This is a genomic window from Blautia sp. St.27G3 (genome assembly GCF_059728505.1).
In genome coordinates this window covers 607744-629597 of the sequence record NZ_BAAGFO010000003.1, presented here as the reverse complement: position 1 = coordinate 629597, position 21854 = coordinate 607744, and the positions used below count along the sequence as shown (strand labels likewise).

The window sequence follows — 21854 nt, the reverse complement described above, 5'->3', positions numbered from 1 at the left end:
ATGGATTTGATAGTTTTAAACACAAATCTGGATGCGGTCTCCATTGTGGATGTGTACGAGTCCTTTATCTGGACGGACCGGTATTACGAGTATGGCGATTTCGAGCTTTTTACATCTATGACAAGTACCATTCTCAGTTACATACGGCAAGATTACTATTTGCAGAATCGGGAATCGGAGCATTGCATGATTATTGAAAAGATAAGAATCACTTCGGATTCCGAGGACGGAAATCATATCACTGTAACCGGTAGGTCGTTGGAATCTATCTTGGACAGGAGAATTGTCTGGGGGCAACGGACCATAAGAGGAAATCTTCAAAATGGAATCCAGACGCTCCTTAACGAAAACATCATCTCCCCTTCCGACGGCAACCGCCGCATCAGCAATTTCATTTTTGAAGCATCTACGGACCCGGCAATTACAAAGCTGACAATTGATGCTCAGTATACAGGGGGCAATCTATATGATGTGATAAACAAGATTTGCAGTGAACGTGATATCGGTTTCAAGATTACACTGAACGATAAAAAGCAATTCGTGTTCAAGCTCTATGCCGGTGTTGACAGGTCTTACGACCAGACTGTGAATCCGTATGTGGTCTTTTCCCCCAATTTCGAGAACATCATCAACAGCAACTATGTCGAATCAAAGTCGGCGCTGAAAAACGTTACGCTGGTTGGCGGTGAGGGAGAAGGTTCTGCAAGAAGATACACGACAGTTGGCGGCGGAAGCGGTTTGAACCGCCGGGAGCTTTTTACCGATGCAAGAGATATTTCTTCGGATGTTGGCAACGATGTCACCCTAACCGATGCAGAGTATACGGCATTGCTGCAACAAAGAGGGAGAGAAAAGTTAGCGGAGAATACGGATGTTACATCATTCGAGGGACAAGTGGAAACCACCGTCATGTTCAAATACGGTGAAGATTTCTTCAACGGTGATGTCGTTCAGATTGCGAACGAGTATGGGCATGAAACGAAAGCCCGGATTGTGGAAATTGTCATGACCGAAGATTCTGAAGGAGCATCCGTATATCCAACATTTAAAACAACGGAAGGAGGCGATGAATAATGAGTGTTACCTATGGGTTTTACAATTCCAAAAACCATGACCGAAGATACGACGCAATTCAAATGTCCCGTATTTTTGATGGGATTATTCGGGATGGAGTTTTGCAGCACTATGGGACTGCCATGATGGTCAAGGAATCCGAAGGTATGATGGTGAATGTCGGAATCGGCAGAGCATGGTTTAATCACACATGGACATTGAATGATGCCCTATTGCCTCTGACGCTTCCCTTGTCAGAAGTAATTCTGAACCGGATTGACGCGGTTGTGTTGGAAGTTGATGCCAGGGAATCGGTGCGGGCGAACTCGATCAAGATTGTTAAAGGAACTCCCGCATCCAGCCCGAAGAATCCGACGCTGATAAAGACGAATGACCGCTGGCAGTACCCTCTTGCTTATATTCGTGTGAATGCCGGCGTGACATCAATCAGACAAGCGAACATTACGAACTGTGTCGGTACATCGGCGTGTCCGTTCGTCACAGCTCCCCTTGAAAAGATGTCCATTGATGCTTTGGTGGCGCAGTGGGGAGACCAGTGGAAAGCGTTTTATGGCGCTCAGACTGCCGATATGGAGGCGGCAAATTCTTTCTGGAAAAACCAGTGGCGGATATGGTTTGAAGCTCAGACAACAGAGATTCAGGAAGCCTATCTGAACTGGGAACATCAGTGGGAGGAGTTTTATAACGCACATGTGAATGAAATTACCGACACTGCTGATTACTGGAAAGACATGTGGCAAAAGTGGTTTTACGACTACGTCAACAACAGCAGCCGGGAACTGGCATACTGGAAAAAGCTTGTAACCGATGATTTCACAGAGTACAGCTCTTTCTGGAAAAACCAGTGGCGGATATGGTTTGAAGCTCAGACAACAGAGATTCAGGAAGCCTATCTGAACTGGGAACATCAGTGGGAGGAGTTTTTCAGCAGCCAGACCGTCGAAATGCAGGAGACGAACGCCAATTGGAAAGCGCTTTGGAGCGGTTGGTTCTACGATTATGTGAACGCCAACACCAAAGAGTTCACTGATTGGAAGAATTCCATCGACAAGGACTTCCGGGACTGGTGGGATTCCATTAAGGATCTCATTGACGGGGAGGACGTTTCGGCATTTGCCAACGAGCTTGTCATTCTCAATGAGCGGATAAACAAGCTTGCGGATTTTCAAAATGAGCTTACAAATACCCACTCGATTTATGACAGCCTTAACGACTCTTCTGACTCGTCGGTTCTGGATGGCGATAATAAGCCGATTGAGGGAAAACGGGTTACGTTCGTTGTTGAGAAGGGGTCCGACGTCAGCGATGAGCTCGAAGATGTGAAACGACGGTTGGCGGCCATCGAGCAGGCGTTTGACGGACTCGCCAATGAATTCACGGTTTATCAGATTCTGACCGATGGCGGTACATGGCTGTATGTGAACAATCCGGAGGCAGATCAGACAGAGCAGCTCCTTGATGATAAAGGTGATGTCATCAGAGGCAAAACCATATTTGTCACGAAGTAAAGGAGGAGCCTATGTTTGATAACATCTTTGTGTTCTTATCAGCAATTACAGATGCGGAGAAAAATCCGGTTATGGATAACAATGAGAATCCAATTGAGAGCCGGACCTACTCTGGTCTGTTGGCTAAATTCATGGAGGGCATACCGAAAGAATTTCAGGTGTCCGGATACCTCAGAGATAATGCAAGAAGAGGTTTATATTCTGTATTAGACTCAGTAGAGGATGCTGTAAAAGACAGCAATTCCAGGGGCTTGAACGGTCGGTCTTATTCAACCGAACAAATTCTTGACAGCGGGAACAACCCGATTTTCAGTCAGGCTATATTTGTTAGAAATTAAAAAAGAAAGGCGGATTAAGTAATGAAAATTACAGATTACGAAAAAGTAACGCAGCTCCTCGCCAACAATGTTCTGCTTGTGGACGGGGATGGCGGGACAAAAACAATCCTTGCGAGAGATTTGCTTGCGGCACTCGTGGCGGTTAGTTCGTCTCAGGACTATCTTGCCAAGATGGATGTTTCGCAGCTCACCCAGGTTTCGTCGGTTTCTGCGACGGACAAGCTGATGGTTTCTGCTGCGGACGGCAACAAGGGGATTACAGTCAACGATGCTTTCTGGGGGATTTTGGATGCGGTCATCTCTGTGGAGCAGCGCCGGAATATTTTCCGCGGAAAGAATCTTGGAACGGCTTTGACTGCGGCTCAGAAAGCCCAGATTAAGGCCGGGACATTCAAGGGGTTCTTCATCGGGGACTATTGGAGCATCGGAGACAGGATTTGGAGAATCGTCGATATCAACTACTGGCTGAACGATGGTGATACTGCCTGCACGACGCCGCATCTGGTAATCATGCCGGATGCCATTTTGTACAGCGCTAAGATGAATGAAACCAACATTACTACCGGCGGCTATGTCGGATCACTGATGTATACGGCTAACCTGGCTAACGCCAAAACTTTGGTGAACTCGGCTTTCGGTTCTGCCAATATTCTCACTCACAGGGAATATCTGACTAATGCCGTAACCAACGGTTATCCTTCTGCCGGCGCCTGGTATGATTCTACGGTTGAGCTTCCGAACGAGATTATGATGTACGGAAGTCTGGTGTTTACTCCGGCCGGAGACGGTTCTTTCGTTCCGAACCGTTACACCATCGACAAGACCCAGTTGGCGTTGATGAAGCTGTATCCGAGATTTATCAACCCGCAGAGACAGACTCAGTGGCTGAGAGACGTCGTTTCTTCGGCTAATTTCGCTCTTGTGGGCAGCGTTGGCGCTGCGGGCTGCTCCGCCGCTTCGGCCTCTCTTGGGGTTCGTCCGGTCTTCGGTTTGGTTGGTTAGCTAAATCTGGGGGCCTCGTGCCCCCTTGCTCCGGAAGAAAACACCGTACTCAGGTGACGAGCTTTTGTGTTATAACAGAAAAAATTAGTGAAAGGAAGAATCAAAATGGATGAGAAAACTTATAGAATCACCCTTGCCGATGGAACCGTCCTTGACAACCTTACCATGAACGGGAACAATTTCATTTCCGAGGAGGCTATTGACGCTTCCATCTTCGACGGAACGTGTTCCCCTGTCATCATCAGCGACGGAACCAATGAGGAAATTCATGAACATATGGATTTGGTTCAGGTAACGACCGTCGATGAAAAGTCGTGGTTTGTCCTTCGGGATATTCCGCAGAAAGAACTGGAACAGGCAAAGCTCAAGTCCGACCTCGAATATCTCGCTATGATGTGCGACGTCGAGCTTTAAGAAAAGAAAGGAGAGCACCATGGAACATAGCAAGAATTACGACAAAGTAAAGGGTTTCTACAACAGAAAGCTGTGGGATCTGACCCGCGTTCGTAATGCCGTAGTAAAGGGCTGGATTACCGAGGAAGAGTTTGCTGAGATTACCGGAGCCGCTTATTGATGAGCGTTCTGGCAAGTAAACGGAAGGAATCCAAATTTGAGGCCATTACCTTCTCGATAGATTTACATGACATGCTGCTTGACTTCATGCAGAGAAGTTTTGGGGTAAAAGATTTAGACCATCTGGTACGGGTCCGTTATGCCTATGGAAAGGATGAGACGGAAGACTTTGCGAAGTATCGATATTTGATGACTAATTTCAAAAATCGAATCGACCAGTTGGCATCCCAATTGACGAGCAACGTGAGGGCGGCTAATTCGACTTACCCCACTTCTATGCGTGAGTATGAACAGCGGCGGGACTACCAGAACAATGCAATTATAAATTGCGAGCAGATTCTCAAAGAGCTTCAGCGAATTGTGGAAATCTTCGAGGTGGACGTTAATACCTATGGCAGATATGTTAATGCTATCGACCGAGAAATCGGTTTGATAAAGAAATGGCGTCAGCGTGACAACAAAATCAAAGCATACCTACAGGGCAATGTCTAAATCGCGTCGTTTCTTCGGCTAATTTCGCTAATGTGAACAACAATGGCAATACGAACTACAACAACGCTTCGAACTCTAATTGGGTTCGTCCGGATTCTCTGTCTAACCAACTGAGAAGGAGACGTTGTCCTTTCCGTCAAGGATAAATGACAAAGCTGGACGCAATTTACTACGGTAAGTATTGCTATCACGGTGAATAATTATGACGTATGAAGAGATTTTGTCTGACGCCAACAACTTGTATAGGGCTTACAAGGCTTCCGTAAAAGGCAGCAAATGGAAAGAAACGACGCAGAAGTTCATCATGAACTTTCTCAGGTATATATTTTCTATCCAGGAAGACCTTCTTAACCGGACTTTGGAAAATGGTCCTGTTGAAGAGTTTTCTTTGTCTGAACGGGGCCGAGTAAGACCTATTTCAAGTATCCGAATCAGAGACCGCATTGTTCGCCATGCTTTATGCGACGAGATTTTGTTACCAGAGGTCAAGAAGCATATTATTTATGATAATGGCGCTTCCATCAAAGGTAGAGGAATTTCACACCAAAGAGAGCGTTTTGAGGTGCATCTCCGACGGTACTACAAGCAGTATGGCAACGAAGGATGGATTCTATTCGGAGACTTCTCAAAATTCTACGACAATATCATTCATGAGATAGCGAAGCGGGAACTGTTAAAGCTCTTTGATGATGACGAGTTTATCGACTGGCTTCTGACACTTATATTTGACGGGTTTAAAATTGATGTTTCTTACATGACGGATGAAGAATACGCCAATTGTATGACCGACACTTTTAATAAGCTGGATTACAGGGAGATACCAAAGGAACAATTAACCGGCGAGAAGTGGACGGAAAAATCGGTAAATATTGGCGATCAGCTTTCACAAGTCATCGGGATTTATTATCCATACCGAATTGACAACTATGTGAAATATGTAAGAAGCCAGAAATTTTACGGTCGTTATATGGATGACTGGTACATCATGAACCCAAGCAAAGAAGAACTGGTGGACTTGCTTGAGCATATTCGTGTAATCGCCAAAGAACTGGGTATTCACATCAATGAGAAGAAGACTCGCATCGTTAAAATATCCAGTACATACAAATTCCTGCAAGTGAAATACACACTTACCAAGGATGGAAAAATCATTAAAAGAATCAATCCGGATAGGGTTACGACTATGCGCAGAAAATTGAAGAAACTGGCTGTTAAAGTTGCAAACGGAGAAGTTCTCTATGAAAATGTGGAGAATATGTTCCGTGGTTGGATGGGTAGTTTCTACAAGATTTTATCCAGGCAGCAGCGTCAAAATCTTATGCGGTTGTATGAAGACCTATTCGACAAGACAGTAACAGTCGTAAACAAGAAGCTGGTTATATTTGATAGGTCGCCACAAAATATTTTACAGGAGGTATGAGATGGAACAATGGTTTCAAATATTACTTACCATATTTAGCTCAGTTCTTGCGTCTTCTGGGCTGTGGGCCTATATAACAAAGCGGCTTGAGAAAAAAGACGTGAAAACGGAAATGCTCATAGGGCTTGGACATGACCGGATTATGTATTTGGGCATGGTCTACATAGAGCGGGGATACATTACCTCGGATGAGTATGAAAATCTCTACGAATATCTCTATAAGCCTTATGAGAAGATGGGCGGAAACGGCTCCGCCAAACGGATCATGAACGAGGTAAACAAATTACCTATACACAAGTCACAATACAAGGAGGAAACCAATCATGAAGATGAGTAACAAAACCTACGATACCCTGAAATGGATTGCGCAGTATCTGCTTCCGGCAGCCGGCACTTTATATTTTGCGCTGGCCGGCATCTGGAATCTGCCTTGTGGTGAGCAGGTAGTCGGTACCATTACGGCTGTTGACACTTTCCTGGGCGTTCTTCTGGGAATCAGCGCCGCAAACTACAACAAGGACACCAAGTAATATCGCAAACGCAATCTTTACGGCTATACTCGTCTATGATTTGCTGCCTATCGTGTGTGGGCGGCTTTTATTATTGTAGAGGGTATAGCCGTTTTCGATTGCCAGACAGAAATGGAGGAGAGCTATGAGCTATAAGGTTTCCGGAACAACCATTACTCTTACGCGAGGCGACACTTTCATGGCTCAGATTTCTATTAGCCAATCAAATGGAGATCCATATGTGCCATCCGAAGGGGATTCTGTTCGTTTCGCGATGAAAGCCAACTATACGGATGAAGATACTTTGTTGGTAAAAGATATTCCGATTGATACGCTGAAACTGGTTTTGAACCCGGAAGATACAAAAGACCTCGCTTTTGGAACTTATGTGTACGATGTCCAATTGACGAAGGCGTCCGGCGAAGTGGATACGTTCATCACTGCCTCTAAAATTAAAATAACAGAGGAGGTGTGCTGATATGAGCGGTATACGGGCGCTGGATTCGTTAAGCGGAAAAATATCGGGAGAATCTGTTCTGAAAGGGACTCTTTCTGGGATTGAAAGTCTGAATGGGTCAATCTGCGTGACAAGGGAATATGACACTTATTCCGGGGATTACAAGGTCGTTCCCAAAGCATCCGGTTCTCAGATTTTGAACACCGCAAATAAGGTGCTGAAGGAGGATATTTTGGTTACGGGGGTTCCCTATTGGGAAACCAGCAACGAGTCCAACGGCACGACCGCTTATATTGCAAAGGAGGTGGATGCAAATGGCGATCAATAAGGTGATTTACGGGGGCAATACTTTGATTGATTTGACCGGCGACAGCGTTACGAAAGATAAACTGCTGGCTGGTTACACTGCCCACGACAAGAGCGGTGAAGTAATTGAAGGCACTTGTCAGTTTGATGTAGATTCTACGGATGCTACTGCAACCGCTGCTGAAATTCTCAACGGGCAAACAGCCTACGCAAGAGGTAACAAAGTTTCCGGTAACATGAAGAACAATGGGGCCGTTTCCGAGGAGATTACAGACAAAGATTCGGTCTATACGATTCCAATCGGTTATCACGACGGCTCAGGCACGGTACAGCTTGATGCAACTGAAAGGGCTAAGCTCATACCCGGCAATATTAAGAAGGGCGTCAATGTTCTGGGAGTAGAGGGTGACTGTGAACCATCTTCGGACGTTACGGCGCAGGCAAAGACCGTGACGCCTTCTACGGTAAAGCAAACAATCCTTCCTGATGACGGAGTTGATTATCTGTCCCAGGTTGTGATAAATCCTATTGCCTACGTTGAGTCTGCTAATTCGGCAGGGGGTACAACGGTGACGATTGCGGGGTGATTAGATGGCTGTAAATAAGGTCGTTTACGGTACAGAGATTCTAATCGACCTCACGAACGATACGGTTACTCCCGATACCTTATTCAAGGGTTGCACTGCACACCTGGCAGATGGTACAATAGTTACCGGAACGTTGTTCAGCAATTATCCGGACGAACAGTGCTTTTACGATACCCTTCAGGATTTGAATGGGAACAACATTGAAGATATTTCCGGCTCTGAAATAAAGGGTAAAACGGTGTATCGGAAAGTGTAGAAAAGTCGTTTATTTCTTGACTATTCCTACACTTCACCGATGAAAGCATTGAAAATGCTGGATTTTTTGTTTCTACTATATAATCTATTAAAAATTTAATAAGTATAACTTAGATTGAAGTTTTGAAATTTAGGAAATCATTTTAGTTTTTATAATAAGAATCGGTATTGGTGACAGTGCTGATTCTTTTTATTTGCATAAAAATAAGGAGGAAAAGAAATTGAGCAGAGCGAAAAATCCCAAATATGAATCCATGTCATTGGAAGAACTGAAAGCCAACATGGAAAAAAGTAAAAAGGAACTGGAACATGCGATCCACAATAAAAATCTTCTGGAGCAGAGAAAGAAGTTGGTGGAGCGAAAGGAACGTTCCCATAGATTGATTGTTAAAGGTGCAGAGTTTGAAAAAGCATTTCCATTATCCAGAGATTTGGAGCAGGAAGAAGTTCAGGATGTTATGGATCAGTTGAAGAACAGCAGTTACAACAAGAGTATTGTACGACAGGGTTACATGGCAGCTTTACACAAAGAACAACAGCAAATTGCAGAAGCAGTTGAAAAAGCAGAAAGAGGAGATGAAGGCTAATGGCACTGTATCATTTTTCAGTAAAGCAAGTTTCCAGAGGAAAAGGTCAGACAGTGGTTAATTCCGCAGCTTATATTTCGGGGCAAAAGCTTTATAACGATTACTATGGACAGACGCATGATTATACAAAAAAGTCGGGAGTGGTTTTCACAGAAATCCTGACACCGGAATATGTGCCGGAACGTTTGTCTGACCGGGAAACACTTTGGAATGAGGTAGAGCAGATAGAGAAAAGTAAACGGGCACAGTTAGCTTATTCTTTTGATATTGCTTTACAAAATGAACTGACATTGGATGAAAATATAGAATTGGCGAGAGAGTTTTGCTGGGAGCAGTTCGTAGCTCGTGGCATGATTGTAGATCTGGCAGTTCATGAGGGAAAATCAAAGAACGAAGATGAACCGGACAATCCACATTTTCATGTACTTGCTCCAATCCGTCCTTTTACAGAAGAAGGAAGCTGGGGAAACAAGCAGAAACGGGAATATGTTTTGGATGAATACGGAAATCGGATTAAAGATGCCAAAGGAAAGGATATATTCAATGCTGTTTCTACTACCGGATGGAATGATCCGGAGCTTTTAAAGGAATGGAGAAGAGCGTGGACAGAGAAGGTGAACGAAAAATTCCGGGAATGTCACATGGCAGCAAGAATTGATCACCGCTCTTACAAAGAGCAGGGAATTGATCTGCTTCCGACGATCCATGAAGGGTATGAAGTGCGAGCAATGGAGAAAAAGGGAATTAAAACAGTGATTGGGGAACTGAACCGAGCTATCCGGCAGTTCAACCAGATGTTTATTTCTCTGAAAGAATCTATTCAGTGGATGAAGACAGCGTATGAGGAAATGAAAGCCGAACTGGATCGCAGGCAGAATCCGACACTTCTGGAAAGCTTGCAAGATTATTATGATAAGAAAACGCAAGGCAGACCACCGCTTCCAAATTTCTATGCGGAGATGAAACGGAGAGGGAAGAATCTCTCCAACTTACAGGAGTTTGCAAAATCCATCAATTACCTCCAGACTCATAAGATAGAGACAATGGAGGATCTGCAGGAAAGGATTGATGAACTGAATGGTGTTGTATCAGTCAGCAAAAAAGAAATTTCCGAAAAGCGAGAGCAGTTAAAGAAATTGGAAAATCTGCAAAAGATGGCAGAAGTAATAAAGGCAAACCAGCCATTGATAGACGAGTACAACCATTTCTTTTTTCCGAAAAAACGAGAGAAATACTATCAGCAGCATAAGAAAGAAATCAATTATTATCGCAAATGTGAACGGGAACTGAAACAGCACTTGGATAAAAATGGAAAGGTGCCAACAGCCAGATGGAAACGCGAGAAAGAAGAACTCCGGTCTGTGATCGAAGAGCTGAAAGCAGATAATCAGCCTTATCAGGACGAACTTGCATTTGTAAAAAAGGTACAGAGTTGTGCAGACATTGCCAGATGTGACCGGGAAATGGCAGAAACAGATACCTCCGGGCGTTCAGAAGAAAAAAGGGAGAAGCAGGTGAAGTTCCCGGCATTTCACGCAGCCCAGACAGAAGATATTTTCGAAGAAAACAGTAAAGCAGAGCAACAGTCGGTGAATGAGACGGAGCGGAAACCAGAAAAGAAGACTTCTATTCGGAAACAACTGGCTGAAAAGAAGAAAGAGTGTGAAGAACGTGATGCAAAACAACAGACAGTGAGGAAAAAACGGAACTATGATATGAATTTATAGAAGTCTGTCAGCAGGACAGGCAGGAAAGGATGATGAAAATGCAGTATACAGAAGAACAGATTGCAAGAGCAAACCAGACCGATCTTGTGTCTTTTCTGAACGCACAAGGGGAACAGTTGGTGAAAAGTGGTAGGGAATACCGTTGGAAAAAGCATGACAGTGTAACGATATCCGGAAATCGATGGTATCGGCATAGTCAGAGTAAGGGTGGTTATCCGGTAGACTTTGTGATGGAATTTTATTATGCAACATTCCCAGAAGCAGTGAAAATTCTGATTGGGGAAGAAGGCGAAGGCAGGCAGAAGTCCTGCCCCGCCCCGTCTAAAGACTTCCGATTACCGGAGAAAAATGAGGATAATGAAAAAATCATGAAGTATCTGACAGAAAAAAGAGAGATTGAGAAAACACTGGTGGAAGATTGGATTGACAGAGGTGATATTTACGAAGAAAAGAAGCATCATAATGTTATATTTGTCGGCAGAGATGCAGATGGTATTCCAAGATATGCACACTGCCGGGGAACTGGTGAAATAAAATATCGTGGAGATGTAGCAGGTTCTGATAAATCTTATGGATTCAGTTACAGAGGAACGGATAATCAGTTGTTTGTATTTGAAGCAGCCATTGATTTGCTTTCATTTATCCAGTTATTTCCAAAAGATTGGAAGAAACGTAGCTATCTGAGTCTGGGTGGAGTCTCCAGTGTGGCACTGATGACTTTTCTTTCTGAACGCCCTCAGATTACTTCTGTTTTCCTGTGCCTGGATAATGACCAGGCAGGGAATGAGGCTTGTGAGAAGCTGGCAGAAGAAATTCTGGAAGGGTACAGTGTAATTCGTCTGAAACCATCACGAAAAGACTGGAACGAAATTCTCTGTGATAAAAACGCCGACAGAAAGAAAGCAATTGCAGAAACAATCACAATCAAAGTACCAGAAACAGAAGAGCTGGTGCCGATGTTGTGTTATGAAGACATTGAACAGACCAATGTGGATTGGTTGTGGTTCCCCTATATTCCATTTGGAAAACTGACAATTATTCAGGGCAATCCGGGAGAGGGAAAAACTTATTTTGCAATGATGCTGACGGCAGCCTGTACCAACAGAAAATTGTTTCCGAATATGGAAGATATCGAACCATTCAATGTAATCTATCAGACAGCGGAGGATGGTATGGGTGATACGATCAAGCCAAGACTGGTAGAAGCAGGAGCTGATCTAAGTCGGGTTATGGTGATTGATGATTCGGAAGAAGTGTTGACGTTATCCGATGATCGAATTGAAAAAGCAGTCAGACAGAATCAAGTGAGGCTTGTAATTATTGATCCGGTACAGGCGTTTATTGGAGCAGATGTGGATATGAACCGTGCAAATGAAGTACGCCCGGTGTTTCGAAAACTGGGAATGATTGCAGAGAAGACCGGTTGTGCCATTGTATTGATCGGACATCTGAATAAGTCCTCCGGAACACAGAGCACTTATCGAGGACTTGGTTCTATTGATATCATGGCAGCAGTGCGAAGCTTGATTTTCATTGGGAAAGTAAGAAAAGATCCAACCACGAGGGTATTGATTCATGAAAAAAGTTCGCTAGCGCCACCGGGGGAGACAATGGCGTTTAAACTGGGAGACGAAGAAGGTTTCCGATGGGTGGGAGCCTATGAGATTTCCGCTGATGAATTGTTAGATGGGAAAGAAGGAAAAGCAACAGAAACAAAGCTGGAGAGAGGGGCAAAGTTGATCAAGGAACTGCTTGCTGATAAAAAAGAAATTTCAATCAGGAAACTAGATGAAAAAGCAAAAGAGCAGGGAATCTCTGGAAGAACCATGCGTGATGTAAGAAGTCGGATGAAGAATGAGTTGGAGTATCAAATAAATGAAAAGCAGGAAAACAGTATTCGATTAAAAGAATGATGGGTGGCAGAGTCATTGAAGAAAATATAGATTTTTATAGATACCTTATCTGCCACCTGCCGTCTGCCAGTGTATGAAATTACGAAAACAGATTGCGAATCGCTTGCAACTTGCAATCAAACAAGATATAATGAAGAAAAAAGAGGAGGCGATATCTATGGCAAGAACAGCAAATGTATTTGCACGTGTCGAACCTGAAGTGAAAGAACAGGCAGAACAGGTGCTTGATCGACTTGGTATTCCAATGTCCAATGCAGTAGGAATGTTTCTGAGACAGATTGTACTCCAGAGAGGAATTCCTTTTGAAATGAAACTTCCAGCTTATGAAGAGCCTGTTGCATATGGCTCTCTGACAAAGGAACAGTTCGATGCAGAAATAGAGAAAGGCATGGAAGATATTAGGGCTGGCAGAGTATATTCAGCAGATGAAGTTGAAGCAGAAATGAAACGGGAATTTGGTATATGAAATATAAAGTGATGTATACAGCAGGAGCAAAGAAAGATCTGCGAAATATTTTCAGATATATTTCAGAGGAACTGTTAGCTCCGGAGAATGCTGCAGGACAGACAGAGCGGATTATGACGGCAATTCGGAAGCTGGATACTATGCCGAACAGAAATCGGCTCTATGAGGAAGAACCGTGGCACAGTAGAGGCCTTCGATTCTTTCCAGTGGGTAATTATCTGGTATTTTACAAAACAGATGATGAAACTGAAACGGTATATGTAGTGCGAATTATGTATGGTGGACGTGATGTTCATAAACAGTTAAGTCAAACAGAAGACGTTTCGTAAATTAAAACAGAATATGGAACAAAAACACGAGCAGTTAGTCTACGAAAAATAGGTTAGCTGCTTTTTTTATGCAAAAAAGGAGGTGCCGTGTATGGGATATGCACGTAGAGATGTAGAGAAAACAAAGAAAATAGCGAAGAAATTTGTCCGTTATCAGGAAGGGGCAGAGCTTTACAGCATTGGGCTGACGAAATTCCAGGAGTTGGCGAAAGAAGCTAAAGCAGTGTATAAGATTGACAAGGTTGCTCTTGTAAACTGTGAGATTTTTGAAAAATATCTGGAGACATTTCGGATTGCGTAGGGAACAGAAGAAAATCGTGGAAGGACGAAAAATAGGGATTGACTTCTTGTCATACGAAAATTATAATATGGATGTGGAGGAATAAGAACAGATATGGCGAAAATAGGAAGACCGAAGTCGGAAAATATAAAAAAGAAAGTGTTGAGTATCCGGGTGGAAGATTCTATGTATAAGTGTATCTGTGATTATGCCAGGAAACACAAAATGACTGTGACAGAAGTTGTCTTGCAGGGACTGGAAAAAGTATTGAACAGACCTGAATAATATGTAGTCCTTCCTTTATTTAAAGGAGGATTTTATATGGCACAGACAAGAAAAGATCTGCGGGGCAGAGTCCTGCGGAAAGGTGAATCACAGAGACGTTCAGATGGGAGATATGTATATACTTATACGGATCCTCTCGGAAGACGTAAATATGTTTATGCACAAGACCTTGTAACGCTTCGGGAAAAAGAAGCACAGCTCATGAAAGATCAGATGGACGGTCTGGATATTTATGTTGCCGGAAAGGCTACAATAAATTTTGTATTTGACCGTTACATGAGTCTCAAAAACAATCTGAAACCAACGACCAAGAGCAATTATCTTTATATGTATGACCGATTTATCCGGGATACATTTGGAAAGCGGAATATAGCAGAGATTAAGTATTCTGATGTGGTGCAGTTCTATAATCACCTGATTGAGAAGCAGGAACTGAAAATCAACACGTTGGAAACCATTCACACGTTATTGCATCCGACTTTTCAACTGGCTGTAAGGGATGACATTATCAGAAAAAATCCTACGGATGGAGTCATGGCAGAATTAAAGAAAAACTTAGGCATGAAAACCGGTGTGAGACATGCACTGACTATTCCACAGCAGAGAGCATTCATGGAATATATTGCTACGCATCCGATTTATTTTCACTGGTGGCCGATTTTTACGATTTTTCTTGGAACCGGGTGCCGAATCGGCGAAGTTTTAGGGCTTCGATGGGAAGACATCAATTATGAGAAGCGAATTATCAGCATCAATCATAATCTGACGTATTATCCAGTAGGAGAAGACCGGGCATCGGAAAATCACATTTCAACGCCGAAAACTGAAGCCGGAATGCGTACGATTCCCATGTTGGATACAGTGAAAGATGCTTTTGAAATGATCTGGGAAGAGCAGAAAGAAAATGGCTGGACAGATGCAGAGATTGATGGGATGACAGGCTTTGTTTTCTGTAACCGTTATGGAAATATAATGAATGCCCAGTCAGTCAATCGTGCAATCAAGAGAATCTCATCTGCTTATAATGCAACAGAAGAAGTAGAGGCAAAAAAAGAGCATCGAGAGCCGGTGCTGTTGCCGGATTTTTCAGCGCACAGCTTGAGACACACATTTTGCACAAGGCTTTGTGAAAGAGAAACAAACCTGAAAATAATCCAGTCGATCATGGGGCATAAGGATATTCAGACCACTATGGATATCTATGCAGAAGCGACAGAGGAGAAAAACAGGAAACATTTGAACATTTGGCTGCAACAATGGATGTATTTTAAGAAGGGCTTATGAACCCTTTCATCTGACAACAGAAATAACCAAATGACATCAAATTGACAACAGATATGATTTGACAATGATTCATCATGAATGGTGATGAAGAGAAGACAATTTAATAGGAATAGCTCAGCGAAGCATCACGAAGGGTAATGAAGAAAAATCAAAAAAATTCCCGACGATGAAATCGCTTGGAACAGACGCGGCTGCGAAAAAAGCGGCAAAGTCAGAGACGAAGGCAGCAGAAACAGTTGCTGAACCAGTAGAGGAAGTCATTGATTTCTCTAAAGTAGAGATTGAACCGTTGTTCAAAGATGAAGTGGATTTCGATACATTCAGCAAGTCTGATTTCAGAGCTGTAAAAGTGAAAGCATGTGTGGCAGTACCTAAGAGCAAAAAGCTTCTCCAGTTTACACTGGACGATGGAACAGACAAAGACCGCACAATCTTAAGCGGTATTCACGCTTTCTATGAGCCTGAAGATCTGGTAGGAAAGACACTGATTGCGATTACTAACCTGCCGCCAAGGGCCATGATGGGAATTGAATCCTGCGGAATGCTGCTCAGCGCCATCCACGAGGAAGAGGGAGAAGAAAAACTTCATCTTCTGATGGTTGATCATCATATTCCGGCTGGTGCCAAGCTGTATTAACAGAAAATGAGAGCGCTTCTCAGAGGTAATCTGAGGAGTGCTTTTTTGCATCTGCGGTGGCAGCTAATAAAATCGCATTGAAAAATAAAAAAATTCTGTCACACAGAAGAAGAAACATTGTCTAATTTCATGTACTTATTGAACTGTGATTTTATCACATAGGAGGGAATCGCTTTACGTGGAAGTGCCGCAAAGTTTGAAGTCTGATACAGATGTATTTTTTTCTGTATTTCCCAAAACCAATATCATTTGCACTTCAGAAAAGAGGAAGTATGAATCAGTTTACAAATGAAGAGTTGCTGGATTTTATCCAGAAAGCCACTGCAGGAGATAAGGAAGCCCTTGAGACCGTGATCCTCAGCGTACAAGATTTGGTGTTTAACCTTTCTTTGCGTATGCTGGGAACTTATCCGGATGCAGAAGACGCAACGCAGGATATTTTGCTGAAAATCATTACGCATCTGTCATCTTTCAAAGGGGAGAGCGCTTTTGGAACCTGGGTATTCAGCATTGCTTCGAACTATCTGAAAAATTATAAAAAGCATATGTTTGCCAGGTTCCCGCTTACCTTTGAATTTTATGGGGACGATATCAAAAATGCAGACATTACGAATGTGCCGGATTTGACACAGAATGTGGAACAGTCCATTTTGGCGGAAGAATTAAAGCTCTCCTGTACCAATGTTATGCTTCAATGTCTGGATGCCGAAAACCGCTGTATTTTTATTTTGGGAACAATGTTTCAGCTCGACAGCCGGATTGCAGCGGAGATTCTTGACATTACGCCCGAGGCTTACCGGCAGCGCCTTTCGAGAGTACGCCGAAAGGTGGCGGACTTTTTAAAGGAATACTGCGGTGCATATGGCAACGGCTCCTGCCGCTGTGTAAAAAGAGTGAATTATGCGATTCAGAATCATCGCATCAATCCGGCAAAGCTGGATTTTACGAATGCTGTACCAAAAGAAATAAAAGTGTTTAAAGCGGCAATGGAGGAAATTGACGGTCTTTCCCAGGAATTTTCTTTCTGTAAAACGTATCAGTCCCCACAGAGTCTGAAAAAGTTTATAGAAGATTTTTTAAATGGGCCGGCGTTTTCCGTTGTGAGAAAAGCATAGGAGATGAGCCGCCTTACTTTTCGAGTATTTTATTTCAGAAACAGTTTTGCATCCACAGGTGAGGCCTTCTAAAATGGGTCATTTGATTGTCTTTTTAAAAATGCTTCTGGATAAATCGTGTGTTCTGAAATTGGATCGAGATGAGATAAATTTTTATCTATGAGCATAATTCCGCGCTGAATGGCATAGTGGCCATAACGATGACGTATGTGATCAATACTCCGTTCCAGTTCTTCCTGGCGCTGGTCTTTGACGGCGTCTGCTAAAAAGGAAAGCTGACGATATTTCATATAAGAAAGGTTGCAGGCGCGTACCCCAAGACTGCGTACTGGATTCGATGGACGATTGCGGCAATACAATTCAAACGCTTTTTCAAAAATTGCCTGTGCGGTACAAGTCGGAAGCAGAAGCCTACCCTGACGTTCATAGGACGTCAGGGTATTATCACGTATGCTGATTTGAACACTGCGGCAGTAAAAGTGTTCCAGACGCATTCGTTCTGCAACACTTTCTGATAGAATATGCAGGATGATGCGGATGTCTGTGTCGCTTGTCAGATCGCGCGGCGTGGTGGTGCTGTTGCCTATGGTTTTGATGACCCGGTGAGAATAGACGTGCGAGACTGGCGAACGGTCAAGTCCATTGGCAAATGTCCAGAGCATGATTCCGTTTTTCCCCAGCAGTTGTTCTAAAAATGCAGGCTCACTGCGGGCCAGATCACCAATAGAGTGAATGCCGTATTTTATCAGCTTTGCATATGTGGCCTTCCCGACATAAAGAAGCATATCAGCGGGAAGTTTCCAGATTTTTTCCCGGAAATCGTCACCAATTACAGTGGTGGCATCTGGCTTTTTCAGGTCGCTTCCGAGCTTTGCAAAAATTTTGTTATAGGACACCCCAACACTCGCAGTAAGACCAAGTTCCTGTTTCATCCGGTCACGGATTTGATCAGCTATTTCCTTCCCATTTCCAAAGAGATTGATGGATTCACTTACATCGAGCCAGCACTCATCAAGGCCAAAGGACTCCACTCTGTCAGTATACTCCTCATATATTTCACTGGCGGCCTGCGAAAACTCGATATATCGCTCATACCTTGGAGGAGTAAATATGATATCCGGGCATTTTTGTCTGGCCATCCATAAAGGATCGCCAGTTGCAACACCATATTTTTTTGCCTCATAATTTTTGGCCAGAACAATCCCATGCCGGGCATCAGGATCGCCGGTCACTGCCATCGGTTTTCCGCGCAGGCTGGGATTATCCAGGCATTCAACGGAAGCGTAAAAATTATTCATATCGGAATGAAGGATTACTGGGTGCTGCATAATATGGGCGTCTCTTTCTAATTTGATAGGAATATTATGTGATCGTATCCTGGTTTTTATGTGTTCTGCTGGGCGAACAGAGAAATGTCCCTGTTTGTGTGGCAGAGATTTGAAAAGAAAAACAAAGAGCGTTTGAAAAAAATATAATTTCATGATAGATTAGAGACATAAATTAGGAAGGCAGGAGAGACTTAAGATGAAATTGTTGATAAAACAGAGAGTATTTTCATGGAGCGATACTTATGACATATATGATGAAAATGAAACAGAAAAATATTTTGTGAAAGCAGAGCTTTTTGCATTTGGACACCGTCTGCATGTTTACGACACTTCCGGAAGTGAGCTGGGGGTGATCCGGCAGAAATTGATCACGATGCTTCCTGCATTTGAGATTGAAATGGAGGGCAGATACTGTGGGAGGGTGCAGCGGAAATTTACATGGTTAAAGCCAAAATATGAGATTGATTTGAATGGCTGGAATGCAGAAGGAGATTTTATGGGCTGGGATTACGAGGTGTTTTCCGGCGACAGAAGTGTAGCGCATATCAGGAAGGAACTGTTTCACTGGGGAGATACATATGTGATTGATATTGTTAATCCGGAAGATGAATTGATGGCATTGATGCTGACGATTGCAATTGACGCGGCGAATTGCACGGATGGAAATTAAATAACTCTGTCGTATTTGTTTCCTTTTGGGGGAGGACACAGATGCTTTGATAGAAAGGGAGATTGAGGATGAAGGAGAAACAGAGCCGGAGCAGGAAAAACAGAGGGATTTCTTTGTTCATTCCGATTCTATTGGTTTTTAGTATTTTGGGAGCTGTTGTTTTTTCCGTGTCGCAGAAGATATCCCGGGAAATGTCTGCGTCCGCAATTCAAAATCTGAGCGAAAGTCTGAATCTGATTAAAAGCACAATCGAGGCGGTTCTGAGAAATGAAGCGGAATTTCAGACCATGATTGCAAGGGAAGTTGCATCGACAGAAGATCCTGAAGAATATATTCGTTCCTACGGGAAGAACCAGATGATAGCAAAAGTATCTCTGATCCAGTCGGGGCAGACGCAAGGAGTTTCCAATACAGGGGAAAACTTTTCAGGAGAAGCTCTGGACTTTACCCAAGGGGGAGAAGTGAATGGTCTTCCGATTTCAGAATCCTACGTCAATTATATGGGCGCATGGGCTTATTCCATGAAATGTCCTGTTGAAAAAGACGGTCAGGAGATCGCCACGCTTTATATTGAGTACGTCTATGATTTCCTGGACCGTTCATTACCGGACGGATTTTATAATCAGCGGGCTATGCTTTACATTATGGATGCAGAGACACAGCGTTTTGTGCTGAAACCAAAAGGCATGGGAAAACGCAGTGCGGGGCATTTGAATCTGGAAGATTTTTACCGGGCGAACAGCATTGAAGATGAGAAGCTTCAAAAAGAGGTTGCCGATTGTCTGGAAAACAACAGGGATCTTTTGTTTTATCATAATATTCAAGGCGTGCAGGCGCTGAATTATATGTGGGCAGTGAATGGAGGGACGATTTTTCTGGTTGGGTATGTACCGATTGAGGCAATTCAGCAGGAGGGCAGAACGGTCAACCAGAATATCTATATTGTTGTCGCTGTGATGCTGGTGGCATTTTTTGTGTGCTGCGTTTTGTATTACTGGAATCAGAGTCAGCAAAATAAGATCAGGTCGGAACGGGAAGCGGAGCGCGAAATTCATAACAAACAGCTTGCGGAGGCGTTGCAGGCCGCTCAGATTGCGAATCATTCCAAGACAACATTTCTCTCGAATATGTCGCACGACATTCGAACGCCGATGAATGCGGTTCTTGGTTTTACAAAGCTTCTTTCCATGGATGCGGAGAATCCGGTCAAAGTGCGGGAATATACGAAAAAGATCATGGCCTCCGGACAGCATTTGCTCAGTCTGATAAATGATGTTCTCGATGTATCTAAAATTGAAAGCGGGAAGGTTGTGCTTGCTTATGAGAGATTTACCCTGAATGATCTGGTATCGTCGGTGGATGCGATTATTCAGCCAATGGCGAAAGCAAAGCATCAGAATTTTTACGTCGAGGTCCGGGATATCAAGCATGAATATCTGATCGGAGACGAGATGCGGGTCAATCAGGTTCTGATCAATCTTCTTTCTAATGCGGTGAAATATACGCCGGATGGCGGAAACATCTGGTTCCGTATCATCGGATTGAAACAACGGTCAGGTCAGTATGAGCATATCCGGATTGAGGTGCAGGATGATGGCTATGGAATGACGCCGGAATACCTGACTACCATTTTTGATGCATTTACAAGGGCGGAAAACAGTACAACCAACAAGGTGCAAGGTACGGGGCTTGGCATGGCAATCACGAAGAATATTGTCGAGCTTATGGGCGGCACAATCGAGGTTTTCAGTGAAGTAAATAAGGGCAGTCTGTTTCGGGTTGAACTGGAATTCCGTATCCCGGAAGACCAGGCTGACAAGCGCTTCTGGAAGGAAAACGGAATTAGCCGGATTCTGGTTGTGAATCGGGATGAGCAGGCTTGCAAGAATATCCGGCTACTGATGGAAGAAGCTGAAATTCTGGTGGATACGGCAGATGACGAAGAAGAAGCCATACAGGTGATACGGGATGGGATGAGAGCAGAAAAGAATTATCATGTGATTCTCATGGATTGGTGTCCGCAGGGGGCGGAAAGAGATGAGGGTGCCAGAAAAGTAGGGGAAGCCGCGGCGAAGGCTGTACGGGAGACACTACCTGATCGTGTGCCACTGATTTTTCTGACCGATTTTGATGCCAACGGCGTAGAATCCGTTCTTCAGATCAAGAATACAGGTATTTTGACCAAACCGTTTTTTGTCTCTGCACTGAAGGACAAAATTCAGGAGCTGCAGATGGGAGATGCGGAAAAAGAATACAGTGTACAGGACAACAGTCTGGAAGGGCTGCATTTTCTTGCGGCGGAGGATAACGAGATCAATGCGGAAATTCTGACAGAGCTTCTGGATATGGAAGGCGCCAGCTGTGAAATTGTGGAAAATGGACAGAGGGCAGTGGAACGTTTCCAAAATGCTGATCCAGCTGAGTTTGATGCAATCCTGATGGATGTGCAGATGCCGGTAATGAACGGTTATGAGGCCACAAAGGCAATCCGGGCGCTGGATTGCAGCCGTGCAAAAGAGATACCGATTATTGCGATGACGGCAAATGCTTTTGCAGAAGATGAAAAGGCGGCGCTGGATGCGGGGATGAACGCCCATGTGGCAAAGCCTCTTGATATCGAGCTGTTAAAGGCGGTGATCAGAGCGTATCGATAGAGAAAGATAGAATGGTATTCTATCTTGCATAAACGCCTTTACAGATATTGGAATTGTA

The 21854-nt window shown here is 43.7% G+C and carries 25 protein-coding genes and 2 pseudogenes; 26 read left to right on the top strand and 1 reads right to left on the bottom strand.

The features are described from left to right. The 24 genes and pseudogenes from AC6I2O_RS17080 (at position 1) to AC6I2O_RS16965 (ending at position 17144) form a co-directional block, all read left to right on the top strand. A complete protein-coding gene (locus tag AC6I2O_RS17080) occupies positions 1-1074 on the top strand; it encodes a siphovirus ReqiPepy6 Gp37-like family protein (RefSeq protein WP_497743325.1) in 1074 nt (357 codons plus the stop codon). Next, complete coding sequence (locus AC6I2O_RS17075; protein ID WP_497743324.1) at positions 1074-2582, top strand: hypothetical protein; 1509 nt, start codon at positions 1074-1076, stop codon at positions 2580-2582. Before AC6I2O_RS17080 ends, AC6I2O_RS17075 begins: the two co-directional genes overlap by 1 nt. An 11-nt stretch (positions 2583-2593) precedes the next feature. Then, positions 2594-2920, top strand: a complete 327-nt coding sequence (locus tag AC6I2O_RS17070; protein WP_497743323.1) for a hypothetical protein — start codon at positions 2594-2596, stop codon at positions 2918-2920. A gap of 21 nt (positions 2921-2941) precedes the next feature. Continuing rightward, the gene (locus tag AC6I2O_RS17065) at positions 2942-3922 is read left to right on the top strand and encodes a hypothetical protein (protein ID WP_497743322.1); all 981 of its coding nucleotides are present in this window, start codon (positions 2942-2944) and stop codon (positions 3920-3922) included. Between the two features lie 105 nt (positions 3923-4027). Further along, entirely contained in the window at positions 4028-4336 is a 309-nt protein-coding gene (locus AC6I2O_RS17060) for a hypothetical protein (RefSeq protein WP_497743321.1), read from the top strand. A gap of 19 nt (positions 4337-4355) precedes the next feature. Next, positions 4356-4496, top strand: coding sequence for an XkdX family protein (locus tag AC6I2O_RS17055; RefSeq protein WP_120484335.1), 141 nt, complete (start codon positions 4356-4358; stop codon positions 4494-4496). Further along, positions 4496-4987, top strand: coding sequence for a hypothetical protein (locus tag AC6I2O_RS17050; protein WP_120484336.1), 492 nt, complete (start codon positions 4496-4498; stop codon positions 4985-4987). The genes AC6I2O_RS17055 and AC6I2O_RS17050 overlap by 1 nt, the downstream gene beginning before the upstream one ends. A 202-nt stretch (positions 4988-5189) precedes the next feature. Further along, positions 5190-6407 (top strand): RNA-directed DNA polymerase, encoded by a 1218-nt coding sequence (locus AC6I2O_RS17045; protein ID WP_497743320.1) that lies wholly within the window; start codon positions 5190-5192, stop codon positions 6405-6407. 1 nt (position 6408) lies between these two features. Then, positions 6409-6744: a hypothetical protein gene (locus tag AC6I2O_RS17040; RefSeq protein WP_497743319.1), complete on the top strand. Its 336-nt coding sequence runs from the start codon at positions 6409-6411 to the stop codon at positions 6742-6744. Further along, positions 6731-6937: a phage holin gene (locus tag AC6I2O_RS17035; RefSeq protein ID WP_497743318.1), complete on the top strand. Its 207-nt coding sequence runs from the start codon at positions 6731-6733 to the stop codon at positions 6935-6937. The genes AC6I2O_RS17040 and AC6I2O_RS17035 overlap by 14 nt, the downstream gene beginning before the upstream one ends. Positions 6938-7061: 124 nt before the next feature. Then, positions 7062-7394: a hypothetical protein gene (locus AC6I2O_RS17030; RefSeq protein WP_289133331.1), complete on the top strand. Its 333-nt coding sequence runs from the start codon at positions 7062-7064 to the stop codon at positions 7392-7394. A 1-nt stretch (position 7395) separates the two neighbouring features. Further along, the gene (locus AC6I2O_RS17025) at positions 7396-7701 is read left to right on the top strand and encodes a hypothetical protein (protein ID WP_289133333.1); all 306 of its coding nucleotides are present in this window, start codon (positions 7396-7398) and stop codon (positions 7699-7701) included. Beyond that, positions 7688-8266 (top strand): hypothetical protein, encoded by a 579-nt coding sequence (locus tag AC6I2O_RS17020; RefSeq protein ID WP_289133335.1) that lies wholly within the window; start codon positions 7688-7690, stop codon positions 8264-8266. The genes AC6I2O_RS17025 and AC6I2O_RS17020 overlap by 14 nt, the downstream gene beginning before the upstream one ends. Positions 8267-8270: 4 nt before the next feature. Then, positions 8271-8522, top strand: coding sequence for a hypothetical protein (locus AC6I2O_RS17015; RefSeq protein WP_289133336.1), 252 nt, complete (start codon positions 8271-8273; stop codon positions 8520-8522). Between the two features lie 220 nt (positions 8523-8742). Further along, positions 8743-9108, top strand: coding sequence for a DUF3847 domain-containing protein (locus tag AC6I2O_RS17010; protein ID WP_497743317.1), 366 nt, complete (start codon positions 8743-8745; stop codon positions 9106-9108). Then, positions 9108-10835 (top strand): MobQ family relaxase, encoded by a 1728-nt coding sequence (mobQ, locus tag AC6I2O_RS17005; protein ID WP_120392829.1) that lies wholly within the window; start codon positions 9108-9110, stop codon positions 10833-10835. Before AC6I2O_RS17010 ends, mobQ begins: the two co-directional genes overlap by 1 nt. Positions 10836-10873: 38 nt before the next feature. Then, positions 10874-12748, top strand: a complete 1875-nt coding sequence (locus AC6I2O_RS17000) for an AAA family ATPase (protein ID WP_120392940.1) — start codon at positions 10874-10876, stop codon at positions 12746-12748. A gap of 157 nt (positions 12749-12905) precedes the next feature. Further along, positions 12906-13214 (top strand): type II toxin-antitoxin system RelB/DinJ family antitoxin, encoded by a 309-nt coding sequence (locus AC6I2O_RS16995; protein WP_118640800.1) that lies wholly within the window; start codon positions 12906-12908, stop codon positions 13212-13214. Further along, positions 13211-13543, top strand: a complete 333-nt coding sequence (locus AC6I2O_RS16990) for a type II toxin-antitoxin system RelE/ParE family toxin (protein ID WP_120392828.1) — start codon at positions 13211-13213, stop codon at positions 13541-13543. The genes AC6I2O_RS16995 and AC6I2O_RS16990 overlap by 4 nt, the downstream gene beginning before the upstream one ends. Before the next feature lie 91 nt (positions 13544-13634). Further along, positions 13635-13844 (top strand): DUF6462 family protein, encoded by a 210-nt coding sequence (locus AC6I2O_RS16985; protein ID WP_118640798.1) that lies wholly within the window; start codon positions 13635-13637, stop codon positions 13842-13844. A 93-nt stretch (positions 13845-13937) separates the two neighbouring features. Beyond that, positions 13938-14108, top strand: a complete 171-nt coding sequence (locus AC6I2O_RS16980; protein ID WP_441054100.1) for a hypothetical protein — start codon at positions 13938-13940, stop codon at positions 14106-14108. Between the two features lie 36 nt (positions 14109-14144). Further along, a pseudogene (locus AC6I2O_RS16975) lies at positions 14145-15379 on the top strand (site-specific integrase). A 266-nt stretch (positions 15380-15645) separates the two neighbouring features. Then, positions 15646-16029: pseudogene (locus AC6I2O_RS16970) on the top strand (lysine--tRNA ligase); the annotation flags it as partial. 272 nt (positions 16030-16301) lie between these two features. Next, complete coding sequence (locus AC6I2O_RS16965) at positions 16302-17144, top strand: RNA polymerase sigma factor (RefSeq protein WP_120392825.1); 843 nt, start codon at positions 16302-16304, stop codon at positions 17142-17144. Between the two features lie 68 nt (positions 17145-17212). On the opposite strand, the gene dinB is transcribed toward AC6I2O_RS16965, so the two are convergent. Beyond that, positions 17213-18472, bottom strand: coding sequence for a DNA polymerase IV (dinB, locus tag AC6I2O_RS16960; RefSeq protein ID WP_497743355.1), 1260 nt, complete (start codon positions 18470-18472; stop codon positions 17213-17215). 196 nt (positions 18473-18668) lie between these two features. Between dinB and AC6I2O_RS16955 the strand changes: the two genes are divergently transcribed. Beyond that, the gene (locus AC6I2O_RS16955) at positions 18669-19142 is read left to right on the top strand and encodes an LURP-one-related/scramblase family protein (RefSeq protein WP_120392823.1); all 474 of its coding nucleotides are present in this window, start codon (positions 18669-18671) and stop codon (positions 19140-19142) included. Positions 19143-19210: 68 nt separating this feature from the next. Continuing rightward, a complete protein-coding gene (locus tag AC6I2O_RS16950) occupies positions 19211-21796 on the top strand; it encodes a response regulator (RefSeq protein ID WP_120392822.1) in 2586 nt (861 codons plus the stop codon). The last annotated feature ends 58 nt before the right edge of the window (positions 21797-21854 follow it).